Here is a 15910-nt window from a genome sequence, read left to right on the forward strand (position 1 = left end):
TAAATAACCCTATATACCTTCATAGTAATCCCTCGTAGATTATATGAACTATGCATAATTTTCATTACATCCTTATTACAATAGATAAAGGTTATGAAAATTCAACAGAGCGGAGTTTTGCTGTTACTTTTGTTTTACCGAAAATCAAATGTAACACAATTGTTTTAACATAAAATTTTTGTTTTAAAAATAAACTAAAAGGAGTGATGACCATGACATATGAAAATAGCCTTATCATTAAAATCGCATGGAAATATTACATTGAAGGAATGACACAAAATGAAATAGCAGAGTCTTTAACACTATCAAGAATGAAAGTGATTAAATACCTAGATATAGCTAAAGCAAACAACATTATACAATTTAAAATCAATCTAGATAAATTTGTTAACATGGATCTGCAAAATAAAATAAAGAAGCAATATAAATTGCAGGATATTTATATCGTTCCAGCCTCTAACAATCATTCGATTGATAGTCTTACAAAAGCCGCTGCCCAATATATAGAAGACAGAATTACCAGCGATACCATGATTAATGTAGGTTATGGGCAAGCCGTTTCAAGAACCTTGGGACACTTAAATATTTCGACAAAGTATAAAGTCACTTTTGTTTCTTTATCTGGCGGAGTAAGATTTTACATTCCGACAGCAGTAGAATCATCATCCGATTATTACACAAATCCTAATTACAACCATTACATTATGCCTGCCCCATTATTGGTATCCTCAAAACAGCTTGCTGAACAGTTAATTCATGAAAAACCAATCAAAAAAATCTTTGAAATGATCCCTTACTCTACGATCACGATCATTGGCATTGGAGCGGTAAATGAACGGGCCACCATTGTCAAGGAAGGATATTTGAACACCAATGAAATGGAAATCTATAAATCAATGGGGGCTGTGGGAGATTTATTAAGCCAATTTTATGATATTAATGGCAATGTTTTAGATCTTAAATTGCACAAACAACTAATTAGTACTGATATCAATCTATTAAAATCACTGAACCATGTTGTTGCCGTGGCTGGTGGCCTCGAAAAAAGAGAAGCCATTATCGGGGCATTAAAAGGGGGCTATATAAATGTATTAATTACAGATGAAGTCTTAGCCAAAGCTCTTCTTGAATGAAGGGTTTCTGATTATTCATCTCTATTAAATTTTAGAAAGGAAGATGAAGTCACATGGAAAAGTACTTAATGGCGATTGATGCCGGAACTGGCAGTGTCAGAGTCATTTTATTCGACATATTCGGAAATGAATACTGTGTTACACAATCAGAATGGACCCATCTAGAGGATAAAAGGTATCCAGGTTCGATGGATTTTGATATCAACAAAAATATTGAACTAATTATCCATCTAATTAAGGAAAGCTTGGCAAAGAGTAAGGTTAATCCAGAAAAAATTGTCTCCATTTCCACAACAAGCATGCGTGAAGCCATTGTCTTATACGATGAAAACGGCATGGAACTATGGGCCTGTGCTAACGTTGATTCAAGATCCAATGATGAAGTCGCTAACTTATATAAAATAAGTGACACAATCGAATCAGAGATTCATCATGTTTCTGGACAGACCTTTTCATTAAGTGCTATTCCTAGAATCCTTTGGGTAAAAAATAATATCCCTGAAACATACAACAAAATCAAATATGTTACGATGCTGAACGACTGGATTACATATCGCTTGACCGATGTGATTTCTGTAGAGCCTTCTAATGGTTGTACGACTGGTCTTTTCAATCTAAAAAATAGAGTTTGGGATCCAAATATTTCAGAAATGGTAAATATTAAGAATGATATTTTTCCAATTGTAAATGAAAGCGGATCCATTATTGGCCATGTTACCGAGGACTTTTCGGTACTCACCGGATTAAGCACTCAAACTTTAGTTGTTGCGGGGGGCGGCGATGCCCAATTAGGATGCATCGGCATGGGGGTCATCAATGAAGGAGATGCAGCAGTTTTAGGTGGGAGTTTCTGGCAATACGAGTATACAACCAATCAGGTCGAAATCAATGATAACTGTAAAGTAAGAGTTAATTGCCACGCGATTCCAAATACATGGCAATATGAAGCCATCGCCTTCTTTCCAGGATTAATCATGCGATGGTTCAGAGATACGTTTTGTGAGCTTGAAGCCTTCCTGCAAAAGGAAAGTGGCGAAAGTATTTATGCCCAAATGGAGAAAAGAGCTCAAAGTGTACCCGCTGGATGTAATAGAATGATCTGCACTTTTTCCGATAAAATGAATTACTTTTCATGGAAACATGCGGCGCCAAGTTTCGTAGATTTTAAATTTGATAGTTCGTTTAATAAAGCAACCTTTTATAGAGCCATAATGGAAAATGCGGCTTTTGTCACAAGAGGGAATATCGAAACCGTTTCCAAATCAACAAACAAATCACCAGAAACTATTATTTTTGGTGGAGGTGCATCAAAAAGTGACTTATGGGGCCAAATTGTTGCAGATGTTCTTAATAAGAAAGTAAAAATTCCCGTTGTAAAGGAAGCGACCGCTCTTGGTGCGGCAATTTGTGCAGGCGTAGGAGCAGGTGTTTATCGAAGTTTTAATGAAGCTATCGATCAAGTGGTAAAATTTGAAAAAACCTTTGAACCTAACGAAGCGAACCGCTTCATTTATGAAGAATTATATAAAAAGTGGGAAGCTGTGTACAAGGTACAACTAGATCTAGCAGATCAAGGATACACAAACCATATGTGGATTGCCCCAGGACTATAATACATCTAAAGGAGTGAAACAAAATGACTGTTATTAACGAGAATGAGCGAGAATACCGATTTGGTAATAGTGGGCCAAAGTACCTTATGAAAGGGCCGAGAATGAATTTCGGTGTCGTTGTGCTACAACCAGGACAGGATTTTACAGCACACTATCATAACGTTATGGAGGAAAACTTCTTTATCTTAGAGGGAGAGCTAGAAATTCATATAGACGAGGAAATTTTCCAATGTAAACAAGGAGACTTTGTTCATGTTGAACCCCATAAAGTCCACTATTTAATCAACAAGGGAGATACTGTCTTTAAAGCAGCTTTTATGTTAGCGCCTTATCAAGAAAAAGATAAGGTTGAAGTTGATTACAAGCCATACGGAAATTAAAACAAGAAACCACGGATACCATGGTTGTCAAAAAGCTTATTTTATAATGAAGCAATAAAACGTACTGGCGAACAGTGATTAGAACTGTTCGTCTTATTAATTCGCTGTCCATTTACAGCGATTTGCTTTAATGCGGTTACTTTTGGCAAAAGATTGTTTAGCGCCCCTCGTGTTCATTTTCTTCATAAAACAGTACCTTCCAAGCCCCAAATTCATTTAACAACTCTTTAGGCTTCAGTTTATACTGATTGGATACACCTTGGCCCTCCTGACTTGGCGACTGATAATAAGTCTCCATAAATAAGTACCCATCTTTTTTAAGAATATCTTTTATAAGAGGAAATAGGTTTCGATCAAGGTAATAGGTCATCACAATGATGTCAAAGGATTGGTTTTGCCAGTTGAATGGATTCAATCCAGTTAGATCAGCCACCTGAGCATCAAGTGAGAGGCCCTTTTTTTCTGCTTGATCCTGAATAAACGCAATCGCAACATCTGAAAGATCCATTGCTTGTACACGATAATTCTTTTGCGCTAGAAACAAACTGTTCCCACCAAGACCGCATGCTAGGTCAAGAGCCCTACCCCCAGATAGATAATCCGATAGCTTCATTAATCTCGGATTCGGGGTGGGATCTGACATTTGTTTCATCCGTTCCCGATGTTTTGTGTTCCATTTTAATTTTATGTTCATTCCTTTACACCTCACAGTAACCAGGGGGACGGTTCTTGTGGCTTACTAATGTAGTAGATCCACTAGAACCGTCCCCCTGGCTCACCCCTGGTTCATTCCATGCTCATTTTTGGGATAAAGTCGAAGATCTCGTGTGATTCAAATGATTGGATGAGTCGGTTTAGCCAATCCAGATATTCTATGCCTGAATAGAGCTTTTTTAAGTCTTTTTCAAGTAACTCCTTTGATTCCACATCAAGATCGTCCTTATCCCTTATCTCTTGTAATTCGGAAATAAATTTTTTCAATTCATTGGTTTGCGGAACGACTGATTTTCGCCAGTGATAGCAAAAGAATTTGATAAAACTATCATAGTTATCTTCTTCCACCTGGTAAATATCCTTTCGTTCTCCTTTTTTCCAAATCTTTTTCACTAATCCCATTTCGTCCAGTTCTCTAACAGCAATACTCATACTTGCTTTACTCATGCCCAACAGTTCTGTCATATCATCTAAGGTCATCGGTTTTTCATAATAATACATCACCGACATTAAACGTTTAAGGGTATTAGGCATGGAGAATAATGTTTGATGATCAGAGTTAAAATCAATGATTTGATCTCTCACCCTCTTGAAGTTTTCATTCAATCCATTTTCACCATCTTTATCAAAATTTCAACGTGGTACTCCTATCTATTAATTTATACTAAATTTGTCAATAAATATAGGATTAGTTATTCAAAATGGCAGAAATAAACACTTTTCCGATATTCACCATCGACTTTTCATCTACATCAAATTTCGGATGATGATGGGGATAGACTGCATTTAAGTCAGGATTTCCTCCACCCACCCAGAAGAAGGTTCCAGGAACAGCGTCGACGTAATAAGCAAAATCTTCGCCTCCCATATCCGCCGGCTTTACCACGACATTTTTTTCGCCAAAAATTTCAGTGGACAGCTGTTTGATATAGTCTGTTTCTTTCGGATGATTATACAAAGCAATATACCCTTTGGTGTATTTCACCTCAATTTTTGCCCCATGCTTTTCGCCTGTATGTTCCGCCATCCAGTTAAGCGCCTTCTCCACTTGAAGTCTTACCTCTTTATCATACGTTCTCACGGTACCTTTTAAATAGGCTTTATCCGGAATGACATTATGGGCATTGCCGCTATGGAAGGCCCCAACTGTCACTACTGCCGGGTGAAGCGGATCAATTTGTCTGCTGACAATGTTTTGTAAATCGATTACGAGATGACTGCCGATCACGACTGGATCAATACAGCGATGCGGTTCTGCCCCGTGCCCGCCCTTCCCATAAATGGTAATATCATAGGCATCCGATGCCGCATGGACATAACCGTCATTTACGGCAACCGTACCGATCGGGAAATTCACTTCAACATGGGCACCATATACTTCGTCAACACCGTCTAAACATCCATCTGCAATCATGCCAACGGCCCCGCCAGGACTTAATTCTTCGGCATGCTGATGAAGGAAAACGACCGTTCCTTTGATTTCATCCTTTACTTTACTCAATGTTTTGGCGACACCGAGCAAGGCGGCAGTATGAATATCATGTCCGCATGCATGCATCACACCCGGTACTTTTGATTTATAGGGTACATCTTTTTCATCCTCAATCGGCAGGGCATCAAAATCGGCTCGTAGGGCAATCGTCTTTCCAGGCTTACCACCCCTTAAATAACCAACCACTCCATTGCCGCCCACGCCCGTGCGCACCTCTAACCCTAAATCCTTTAAGTAGTTAGCAATGAACGCAGGGGTTCTTTTTTCTTGAAACGATAATTCTGGATTCATGTGTAAGTCTCTTCGAATATCGACCAGCTCAGAATAAATACTTTCCAACTCATCAAATGCCTTCTGCTGCAACGTAACCACTTCATTTTTTAACAAAGTAAAAACTCCCTTCTATAATCAACCAACCTGCTCGTATTTATAGATTTCTATTTTTCTAGTGTTTCATTCTTGGGTCCAAGGCGTCCCGCAGTCCATCTCCCAAAAGGTTAAAACCAATTACCACCAGCATAATCGCGATACCCGGAGATACCATCGTCCAAGGGGCCTGGGTAATAAATTGCCTGGAATCAGATAACATTTTCCCCCACTCCGGATTAGGTGCTTCTGCTCCTAATCCGAGGAAGCCCAGCGCCGCTGCTTCTAAAATCGATGTTGCAATCGCCAGTGTGCCTTGAACGATGACCGGTGCCATACTATTTGGTAAGACATGATGGAATAGAATTCGAAAATCCCCCATTCCAATACTTTTTGCCGCCATAATATATTCTTCTTGCTTCACACTTAATACCTTCGAACGGATCAGTCTGCCAAAGCTTGGGATATTGATAATGGCGATGGCAATTAACGCATTGGATAAGGAGGGACCAAGAATCGTGACGATCGCAATCGCCAGCAATATGCTTGGAAAAGCAAGCAAGATATCAAATAGCCGAGAAATAATCGTATCCACCCAACGTCCATAATAACCAGCCACGATCCCTAAAATACTTCCTACTATAATGGAGCCAAGAACTGAAAACGTCCCGATCCATAAGGAAATTCTCGTCCCATATAGTATTCTCGATAATATGTCTCTTCCAAAATCATCCGTCCCTAACCAATGGTCTGCTGACGGAGATTGCAATCGATCGGCTAGCTTTTGTTCATTGATTCCTTCTGGGGCAAGGAGTGGAGCGATGATCGCGACAATCACAAAAAACGAGATAATCCCTAGACCCACCACCGCTAGCTTATTCTTTCTAAACCGACGCCATAAATCAAGCCACGGGGAATGAACCTCCTGCACCTCTTTTACTTGCTGAAATTGTTGAGTATTTAGTATCTCTTGCATGAGCATCCCTGCCATTCTAAAAGTTAATGATATTTAATTCTTGGATCAATCGCAGCATACAACAGGTCCACGACTAAATTAATCAATACAAAGAAAGCAGCGACGATTAAAATACCAGTTTGAATCACGGGGTAATCTCTAAAATTAATCGCCTCATAAATATATCGTCCGATTCCAGGCCAGCCAAATATCGTCTCTGTTAACACGGCACCGCCTAACAAAATTCCCATCTGCATCCCGATCACCGTAAGGACGGGAATTAAGGCATTTTTTAGCCCATGTTTGTAGACCACCCAGAACATGCGCATGCCTTTCGCTTGGGCTGTACGAATATAGTCTGAGCGCATTACCTCAAGCATGCTGGATCTCGTAATCCTAGCAATGATCGCCATCGAGATGGTTCCAAGTGCACACGCTGGTAATATCAAGTGTTTTACGACGACATTCAATTGACTAAAATCCCCTTGTATCAAAGTATCGATTAAATAAAAATTCGTTATCGGCGTAACCGGGTCTCGAACATTTTCTCTTCCTGTTGACGGCAGCCAGCCTAAGTCAATCGAAAAAAACCATTGATCCATTAATCCCAACCAAAAGATCGGCATCGATATCCCCACTAGCGCAATGACCATGGCAGTATAATCAAACCAGGAGTTTTGAAACCAAGCACTAATCACACCGGCATTCATGCCAATCACGATGGCGATGAGCAGGGCTACTACAGATAATTCGATGGTAGCGATGAAAAACGGCCATATCTCTTGGCTGATAGGTGCCCCCGTTCGTATCGATGTACCGATATCACCAGTAAACAGGCCCTTCATATAAGAAAAATATTGAATATACCACGGCTGATCCAACCCTAATTGGCTTGTCAAGGCTTCAAGCGATTCTTTCGTGGCTCGTTGTCCTAAAATTAATTGTGCTGGATTACCTGGTATGAGCCGTAAGATAAAAAAAACGATCAGTGTCATCCCTATCAAGACAGGAATGACCATTAACAGGCGCCGTATTGTATATGAAAGAATGGTAATCACCTCTTAACTTATTTGGAGAGTTAGGAGGGGCTGCCCCCTCCCTCCTCCATTATTTAAAATCAATTTTCGTTGTGATCACTCTTCCTGTTGGATGTGGATCAAATCCGATAAGATCCCCTCTTGCTGCTAAAACAGGTGTGGTATGAACTAACGGAATAATCGGTGCATCATCATGCATGATTTCTTGGACCTGCTGATATAGTTCGTTCCGTTTTCCTTCATCCGTAACAGATCTTGCTTCCGTTAACAGCTCGTTTACCTCGTCATTTGAATATTGCGTCGAGTTTAGACTTCCGATATTGTCCTTATGCCATAATGAATAAATGAAGTCGTCAGCATCTCCATTCGCACCTGTCCATCCTAGCAGGAATGAATCTGCTTCCCCTGCTTTCGTTTTTTCTAAATAGGTCGCCCATTCATAGGTCACAATTTTTGCCTTGACGCCAATCTTCGCAAAGCTTGACTGAAGGAAGACGGATACTTTATTAGCATCAGGCATATACGGACGTGAAACGGGCATCGCCCATAATTCCATACTGAAACCATTTGGGTAGCCTGCCTCAGCTAGCAGTTCTTTCGCCTTTTTCACATCATATGGATACGCATCGACATCATCATTGTATCCTTCAACCGCCGGTGGAATCGGGTTTTTCGCCGCAACCGCTTGACCTCCGAAAAATGCCTTAATCATTTCGTCTTTATCAATCGCATAATTTAATGCTTGGCGAACGAGCTTATTATCGAAGGGCTTTCTCGTAACGGTTAAACCTAAATAGCCGATATTAAGAGAAGGTCTCGATAAAATTTGTAAGTTTTTATCCGCTTCTATTTGTTGAATGTTTCCAGGGTCGACGCCATCCATCATGTCAATTTCTCCGCTCATTAAAGCATTTAAACGTGCCGTATTGTCACCAATCGTCCGGAAAATAACTTGATCCAACTTTGGATAACCTTCTAACCAGTATTCTTTGTTTTTATTTAAGACAATTCGATCATTTCTTTTCCACTCTTCAAACGCAAATGGTCCGGTACCAACAGGATGGCCGCTATAATCCTCACCATATTTGTCTATTGCTGCTGGACTTGAAATCGAGAATGGCGTTAAGGCGAGAGTTTTAAGGAATGTCGGCATCACATGCTTTAAAGTAAACTTCACCGTATTGGCGTCAACAGCTTCTACAGCTTGAAGATTATGTGTCTCATCCCCCTTAAATCCCCGAAAAGCGGAAGCATACACAGGGAATTTCGCAGCATCCTTTCCATTCATCCAACGCTCAAAATTATAGACGACTGCTTCTGCATTGAAATCAGTCCCATCTTGAAATTTAACACCCTCACGAAGTTTAAAGGTATAAGTCAAGCCATTATCCGCTTCTTCCCATTCTGTTGCGAGTAGTGGTGCAATCGTCGTTTTTCCTTCATCAAATGTCACTAATGTTTCTAAAATACTTTGGGAAACATTTTCAGATTCACTGTCAGTTACTTCTGATGGATCCAAAGAAACCGAATCGCCGCCCCGGGCAAAGACAAAAGATTTTTTCCCTGCCTTTGCGGTTGAATCCACTTGATCATCTTGTCCTGATTTTGAGCATCCCACTAATGCCATCGATAGTAAAAAAGCACCCAGAAGCATAAAAAGTAACCGATTCGTTTTCATTTGATCAATTCCTCTCTCCATCTTTTATAATTTATACATGCAGTTTCCCATCATGATAAAGATGACATGCAACATAATGAGCTGGTTCCACTTCCTGAAAATCAGGACTCTGTGACTGACAAATATCCATGGCTTTCGGACACCTCGTATGAAAAGGACACCCTTTAGGAGGATTAGACGGACTCGGAATATCTCCGGTTAAGATCTCTTGTTCATTTCTTGCTGCTTTTGGGTCCGCAATCGGAACGGCTGAAAGAAGCGCTTTTGTATAGGGATGGAGCGGCTGTTCATAAAGGCGTTCGCTCTCGGTCAATTCGACTAAATGCCCTAAATACATCACGCCAACCCGATCACTAATATGCCTGACAACCCCTAGGTCATGGGCAATAAACAGGTACGTCAAATCAAATTCTTTCTGCAATTCCTGTAGTAGATTTAACACCTGGGATTGGATCGAAACATCTAAGGCAGAAACGGGTTCATCTGCTACGATCAATTTGGGCCTCGTCATTAACGCTCTGGCAATGCCAATCCGCTGCCTTTGTCCACCGCTGAATTGATGAGGATACCGCTTTGCGTGATAGCTGCTGAGACCGACCACTTCAAGCATTTCTCTAACCTTCTGTTTGCGGTCTTCAGCCCTGCCCATTCCTTGAACAATTAAAGGCTCAGATAAGATTCTTTCAACCGTATGCCTAGGGTTTAACGAAGCAAACGGATCTTGAAAGATCATCTGCATTTCTCTGCGAAGACTTTTCATCTCTTTCCTTGAGAGGTTTGTAATCTCCTGATCTTCAAAATAGATTTGACCTTCTGTCGGTTCTAGCAATCTCATTAACAGCCGGCCAGTAGTGGATTTTCCACAGCCGCTTTCCCCTACTAATCCCAATGTTTCCCCTTTTTTTATAAGAAAAGAAACACCATCGACGGCTTTTACGGCTCCTACCTGTTTCCCGATGATTCCTCCCTTGATCGGAAAATGCTTCCTCAGATTCTTCACTTCTAGTAAAGTATCAGACACTGTAGCTCACATCCTCTACTGTTTCATGTAAAAAGCAGCGAACACTCTTGCCATGCCCCATATCAAGTAATGGAGGGGTTTCTGTGAAACAGCGATTCGTCGCAAATTCACAGCGTGCTGCAAAAGCACATCCTTGTTTAATCGATCCTGGCTTTGGAACATTACCCGGGATGGAATAGAGTTTGTCGATTTTCATATGGACATCGGGAACTGATTTAATTAACCCGATAGTGTAAGGATGTTTTGGGTGCTCATAAATCGATTCAACATCCCCCTCCTCGACAATTTTACCCGCATACATGACAACCACTCTTTCGCAGACTTCGGCGACGACTCCCAAATCATGGGTAATGAGCATGATGGCTGTCTGATCGTTTTCATTCAATTTCTTCATAAGCCTTAATATTTGCGCCTGTATGGTAACATCTAATGCCGTGGTTGGTTCATCCGCAATCAATAATTTCGGCTCACACACCATGGCCATCGCAATCATTACGCGTTGCCGCATGCCGCCGGACAGCTGGTGAGGATAGTCATCAATTAATTCCTCTGCTCTCGGCAGGCCAACATGCTTCATGATCTCAATTGCCCTATTTCTTGCCTGTTTCTTATCCATTTTTTGATGAAGTCGAATCGCTTCAACAAGTTGATTGCCGATCGTATAAACCGGATTCAGTGATGTCATCGGCTCTTGGAAAATCATCGCCACGTCATTACCCCGAATCTGCCGCATTCTTTTTTCAGGTAGTTTCGTCAGGTCCTCGCCATTTAATAAAATTTCCCCACTGATAATCTTTCCGGGCGGATTCGGGACCAAACCCATGATCGATAACGAGGTAACGCTTTTGCCACACCCAGATTCACCGACCACACCGAGAATTTCCCCTTTATTAATATGAAAACTGACATGATCGACAGCAGGGATGATGCCGTCATCCGTAAAAAAAGATGTTGTGAGATTTTTTACTTCCAATACAGGTTTACTCCTCAAAAGTTTCACCTCTGAATGTTCTTCTTATTTCTCAAGTAAATTTGGGGGTAAGTGCGTAAGTCGTTCACATCCATCGTCTGTTACTCTGATTGATTCACTGACGACAAAACCTGTGTCAGCCTGGAATAGGGCGGGTAAAATATGAAAGGTCATGTTTTTTTGTAAGATACTCGTATCACCGGGACGGATACTAATCGTCTGTTCACCCCAATCCGGGGGATAACCGACCCCAATTGGGTAACCTACTCGCGAATCTTTCATGATCGTAGATTTTGATAATACCTTGTTCCAGCTCCTGGCCACCTCATCACAGGTAATTCCTGCCTTTATCACATGAAGCATTTCATCCAAACCTTCTAGAACAATATTCACGGTGTCAATGTATGTTTGAGGAGGGGTACCTAAGTAAACGGTCCGCGCTAATGGTGCATGGTAACGATTCACACAACCAGATAGTTCAAGAGTCACAATATCTGCTTTCTTATATGGACGATTTGTCCAAGACAAATGTGGTGCCGAAATTTTTTCACCAGAGGACATAAGTGGGATAATGGCTGGATAATCTCCAGGCTGAGCTTCAGTACCTTTTATGAGGGACTGATACATTCGAGCAGCGACATCTGATTCTTTTACACCCTCTTGGATCGAATCAAAAGCCGTGTTCATCGCATGAACAGTAATTTCTCCTGCTTGCTTCATATAAGTGATTTCTGTTTCTGACTTAATCATTCTCACGTGATTGACTAAAAATGAAGCATCTATAAATGGACAATCAGGGAGCTTTTTTTGTAATTCCATGAATGATGTCACACTAAGCGAATCCTGGCCCCATTCAAGACCGATTCTTTGATTGGTAACCCCCTTTTCCTTTAATACATCAGCAAAAAAGTGCATCGGGTGTTTCGTGTTCGATTGAACGTAATCATCCCCATATCCGATGATATTTTCCGTCCTGAGCCACGTGGAAAAAGCAGCTCCAGGAACATCCATGTTCCGGCCAATCCAAATCGGTTCTGGTTCATCAAGCAGGACCACTACTCCCTGGATCACATAAAATGAATAGCCATCATAACCTGAAAGATAATTCATGTTTGCTGGATTCGTTGTGATCAAAATATCAATCTCTCTTTTTTGCATCGCTAATTTTGTATTATGTAACCGCTTACTAAATTCTTCCTTTTCAAAAACCATAACCATCCCTCCTCCTTGATAGGTTCTTTTAATTTGTTTAATACGTTTAAAATTTACTAAACGTTTAGACAAAAGAAAATAGCAACAACCAATGTTATCTCTTTATTTATTGTAGCAAATATTTATAAAATTTAAAACATTTAATATTTTTAAAATTTTATAAAATCAAATCACTTACCTATTTATCCATCATAATACTTACCACAAACCACTTTTGCAATTACTTTGGTAGATTATCTTACAGAGTTTCTGAGCCATGGGGACGGTTCTCATGGCTCTAAAGTTCATTTGAATAAAGAAACAACACTCTAATCTTACATTGATCGCTCTCACCCCTTTTTTGAAGAATTCCATTTAAAGACCTAAATATAGTTTTATACTAAAAAGCAGATCTTAGGAAAAGTTCAGGAATGGGAGTACTCTTCCATCACTTGTGTACTTTTATTTTCTCGGGTATCGTCTTCCAGTACATCGGGTCTTCTAAACCGAGCCGCCAAATCCCGATTCCCCGTAAGTTATATTTTTCTACAAGGTCAAGCTTAAACCTTAGGCTATAGCTATTCTCAAACCAAGCCTGATGGCTATGATGTTTTTCATCTACGTAGCTGAAATGAGGTGTTTGCGAACGTGAGTCCCATAAAACTTTAGCATTATACTTTGTTTTCCGATCCATTAACAGTGAATAAGAGCTATACAAGGCTTTGTCTGTTGTTGTATCCCAGTCCCATCCATAACCAGCGATACCGAGTAAAATTTTTGATGGTGGTACTCCATGTTTCAAAGCATAACGAATCGTTGCTTCTGTCCAATTGACTGATGCTGTTGGCCCGGGTGCTGTTCTTGGGTTGTGTTCATCGTATGTCATAATCATTAACCTATCTGAAAATTGACCAAGCTTTTCGTAATCAAACCACGGCGACCAGGGATTAGCACGAGAATCACCTGTGTTTGCCGGGACTGATACCGACACCACTTTCCCATCACGATGCAGTACAACAGACAATTCTTTTATCAGCTGACTAAAAGAATCTCGGTCAGCCAAATACAAATTTTCCATATCAATATTAATTCCATCATATTGAAACTGATTTATTTCATTTCGTACGTTCTGGATAAAAATAGTGCGGCTTTTATCGGTGTCGAGTACCTTACTCGCTACCTGTTTGCCCTTCTCCAGCTTTTCATATAAGAGATTATGTACCACCATATATACCTTCAGATGTTTTTTATGTGCACTCTGAATAACCTTTCGCTTATGATCTGCTGTAACGGAATCGATAAGACTGCCGGGACGTTTATCATCAAGCTTGTACCAAAAAGGTGCAATGATGCTTAAATTGTTGAATTGTGAGTTAACTGTTGGTTGAGACCCTGAATACGTTCCTTCCTGTTCTGTGTAGAAACCTAACACTTCTCGAGGAGTTTTAGGCTTATTGTATTCCTCTTTTGCTAGTAGCGGAATACTGGAGAACATGAGTAATAATGCCATACTAAAAAAAATAATGGTGAATGACCCATAACAATTTTTCGCCATAATACCCCTTCTTTTACTTTATATAGTACTTAAGGTGATAGAAAAGATTGCAACTTATTCACGAATTGACTTTCTAGAGGAAAAAGGTTTTTTATCATATTGCTTCATATGATTTCTTCCTATGATGGTGATAAGATGTGTTGACTACTAAATCTGTAAATGAGGGCATAAAAAAAGTATGTCGCTCTAGGGATTGTTTGGTTTGGCAATTAAACAATCCAACAAAGAGGCATACTTTTTTGTTGTTTTATAAAATAATTTTACATTGAGCTATTAGAAAAATAGATATAAGGAATAGGTTGCTACTAAATTTGCCAATCCATGGGCTAGAGCTGTTATATAAATGTTGTTCGTTCTGACAAATAGAATGCCTAACAGGATGCTGTCAATCAATACAGTTGTTAAATCCAGCCATACGACAAATGCTGATCCTGTTGAGAAATGCATGATTGCAAATAAAATGGACGTGATCAGGATCGCAGTCCAAGCAGGCATAAGTTTCGTTAAGCGAGCTTGTATCAATCCCCTAAAAACGATCTCTTCACCAAAAGCTAAGATTAGGAGCGTAAAGAGGAGCTGACTATTGACTGTGTGAATGTTAATGGGCAGACGTGTTAGTAAGTGATCCAGCACATCAGGAAAGAAGTTTGCATACATCAGCAAATAAAAACATTGCATGATAACCCCCACTATTGCAATCCATTTCCAATTCTGCTTTAGCTTGCGAGGGAATGCGGAAAAAGATAAGCCCATTTCCGCTCTTGTTCGATTCCGTATTCGTCGTTCAACTAAGAAATAAATAATCGAGACAACAACCATCATCCCTTTCAATTTTGGGAAGAACAGGACCTCGATCAGCATTAATCCCATAATGAGCAATACTTCCATATTCACTCTTTTTTGTTGAAGTAAGGTAGATTCTAATTTAGTTTGTTTGATATCTTCCATTTAGGACACCCCTTCTGATTTTTTGTGTTCTATTAAGCAAAACGAGGGCATAGATAACAAACAACACATTTAAAACGATAAAACCTATTAATATAGGATAACTAAAGTGAGTGATATGAATACCTATTTCCCCGGTCGCTAAATACTCCATACTGTCTACGAGAAAATGAAAAACGATAACTGGTAATATACTTCGATTCCGTAGTCGCATGGCTCCTAAGGCAATCCCACCTAAAAACGCCCAGCACGTTTGAAAAATGGCAAAAGAGGTGTCTGTCCCCTGAAACACATTTGGAAGATGAATCATTCCAAATAGGAGAGCGGGAATAAAAATGGCTGGAAAGACTCCTTTGTGTATAAAAGCCTTTAAAAATAGTCCTCTAAAAATTAATTCTTCATTAGCTGCTACCCCAAAAGCGGCAAGTAAAAGCATAACTAATCGCCAGATAGATGCTGGCGCTTCCACCCCTAAACTGAAGATGATAAAAGACAAGAGTAGGAATCCATATCAACCATTCTTTATTATCAGGTGGGAAATTGATTCCCGCATCCTTCTGTTGTCCAAATCCATAAATGAATAGGACTGCCATGATCATATATAACAATTGTAAAACCCAGCCTAGGTCTTCCTTCAGAGAAAGACCTGGAACTACAATCAGGATAATCTGTATGATCACTAATCCAACCAGCCTACTGCTACAAAAAACAAAAATCGTAAATAAAAGCGGATGTTGATGAAAATAAGCTTTCATCTATAGCTTCACTCCATATCAAGTAAGAATTTTTTGATGATCCTCTGTTTTTATTCTTACATGATTACTTTCCTGAAAAAATAGAAATAAAAAAGCTTTTTTTTC

The 15910-nt window shown here is 39.9% G+C and carries 16 protein-coding genes; 3 read left to right on the forward strand and 13 right to left on the reverse strand.

What is annotated here, in order from left to right:
• The first annotated feature begins 212 nt into the window (after positions 1–212).
• From TY15_RS07470 to TY15_RS07480, 3 genes are read left to right on the forward strand one after another with little or no spacing between them, the layout of a single operon-like run.
• Entirely contained in the window at positions 213–1133 is a 921-nt protein-coding gene (locus tag TY15_RS07470) for a sugar-binding transcriptional regulator (RefSeq protein WP_040209213.1), read from the forward strand.
• Between the two features lie 53 nt (positions 1134–1186).
• Entirely contained in the window at positions 1187–2746 is a 1560-nt protein-coding gene (gene lsrK, locus TY15_RS07475) for an autoinducer-2 kinase (RefSeq protein WP_040209215.1), read from the forward strand.
• A gap of 23 nt (positions 2747–2769) precedes the next feature.
• Positions 2770–3126: a cupin domain-containing protein gene (locus tag TY15_RS07480; protein WP_040209217.1), complete on the forward strand. Its 357-nt coding sequence runs from the start codon at positions 2770–2772 to the stop codon at positions 3124–3126.
• Positions 3127–3283: 157 nt separating this feature from the next.
• Here the strand turns inward: TY15_RS07480 and TY15_RS07485 are convergent, their stop codons facing one another.
• The 13 genes from TY15_RS07485 to TY15_RS07545 all read right to left on the reverse strand — a co-directional run bounded on the left by TY15_RS07485 (position 3284) and on the right by TY15_RS07545 (position 15805).
• Positions 3284–3820: a class I SAM-dependent methyltransferase gene (locus TY15_RS07485; RefSeq protein WP_040209220.1), complete on the reverse strand. Its 537-nt coding sequence runs from the start codon at positions 3818–3820 to the stop codon at positions 3284–3286.
• 92 nt (positions 3821–3912) lie between these two features.
• The gene (locus TY15_RS07490; protein ID WP_040209221.1) at positions 3913–4446 is read right to left on the reverse strand and encodes a GbsR/MarR family transcriptional regulator; all 534 of its coding nucleotides are present in this window, start codon (positions 4444–4446) and stop codon (positions 3913–3915) included.
• A gap of 82 nt (positions 4447–4528) precedes the next feature.
• Positions 4529–5695 carry an amidohydrolase gene (locus TY15_RS07495; RefSeq protein WP_040209482.1) on the reverse strand — a complete coding sequence of 389 codons (1167 nt, stop codon included), beginning with the start codon at positions 5693–5695 and terminating at the stop codon, positions 4529–4531.
• 82 nt (positions 5696–5777) lie between these two features.
• A complete protein-coding gene (locus TY15_RS07500; RefSeq protein ID WP_040209222.1) occupies positions 5778–6674 on the reverse strand; it encodes an ABC transporter permease in 897 nt (298 codons plus the stop codon).
• A gap of 23 nt (positions 6675–6697) precedes the next feature.
• Positions 6698–7702, reverse strand: coding sequence for an ABC transporter permease (locus tag TY15_RS07505; RefSeq protein WP_040209484.1), 1005 nt, complete (start codon positions 7700–7702; stop codon positions 6698–6700).
• 58 nt (positions 7703–7760) lie between these two features.
• Positions 7761–9368, reverse strand: coding sequence for an ABC transporter substrate-binding protein (locus TY15_RS07510; protein WP_042374262.1), 1608 nt, complete (start codon positions 9366–9368; stop codon positions 7761–7763).
• A gap of 31 nt (positions 9369–9399) precedes the next feature.
• Positions 9400–10389: an ABC transporter ATP-binding protein gene (locus TY15_RS07515; protein WP_040209223.1), complete on the reverse strand. Its 990-nt coding sequence runs from the start codon at positions 10387–10389 to the stop codon at positions 9400–9402.
• Complete coding sequence (locus TY15_RS07520; RefSeq protein ID WP_040209225.1) at positions 10382–11380, reverse strand: ABC transporter ATP-binding protein; 999 nt, start codon at positions 11378–11380, stop codon at positions 10382–10384. Before TY15_RS07520 ends, TY15_RS07515 begins: the two co-directional genes overlap by 8 nt.
• Before the next feature lie 24 nt (positions 11381–11404).
• Positions 11405–12571, reverse strand: coding sequence for a M24 family metallopeptidase (locus TY15_RS07525; protein ID WP_040209226.1), 1167 nt, complete (start codon positions 12569–12571; stop codon positions 11405–11407).
• 427 nt (positions 12572–12998) lie between these two features.
• Positions 12999–14105, reverse strand: coding sequence for a glycosyl hydrolase family 18 protein (locus tag TY15_RS07530; RefSeq protein WP_040209227.1), 1107 nt, complete (start codon positions 14103–14105; stop codon positions 12999–13001).
• A gap of 273 nt (positions 14106–14378) precedes the next feature.
• Positions 14379–15053 (reverse strand): CPBP family intramembrane glutamic endopeptidase, encoded by a 675-nt coding sequence (locus tag TY15_RS07535; RefSeq protein WP_042374264.1) that lies wholly within the window; start codon positions 15051–15053, stop codon positions 14379–14381.
• Entirely contained in the window at positions 15031–15486 is a 456-nt protein-coding gene (locus TY15_RS07540; protein ID WP_040209229.1) for a CPBP family intramembrane glutamic endopeptidase, read from the reverse strand. The genes TY15_RS07535 and TY15_RS07540 overlap by 23 nt, the downstream gene beginning before the upstream one ends.
• Positions 15452–15805: a hypothetical protein gene (locus TY15_RS07545; RefSeq protein WP_040209230.1), complete on the reverse strand. Its 354-nt coding sequence runs from the start codon at positions 15803–15805 to the stop codon at positions 15452–15454. Before TY15_RS07545 ends, TY15_RS07540 begins: the two co-directional genes overlap by 35 nt.
• Positions 15806–15910: the final 105 nt, after the last annotated feature.

This window comes from Neobacillus jeddahensis (genome assembly GCF_000612625.1).
Lineage (GTDB): Bacteria > Bacillota > Bacilli > Bacillales > Cytobacillaceae > Neobacillus > Neobacillus jeddahensis.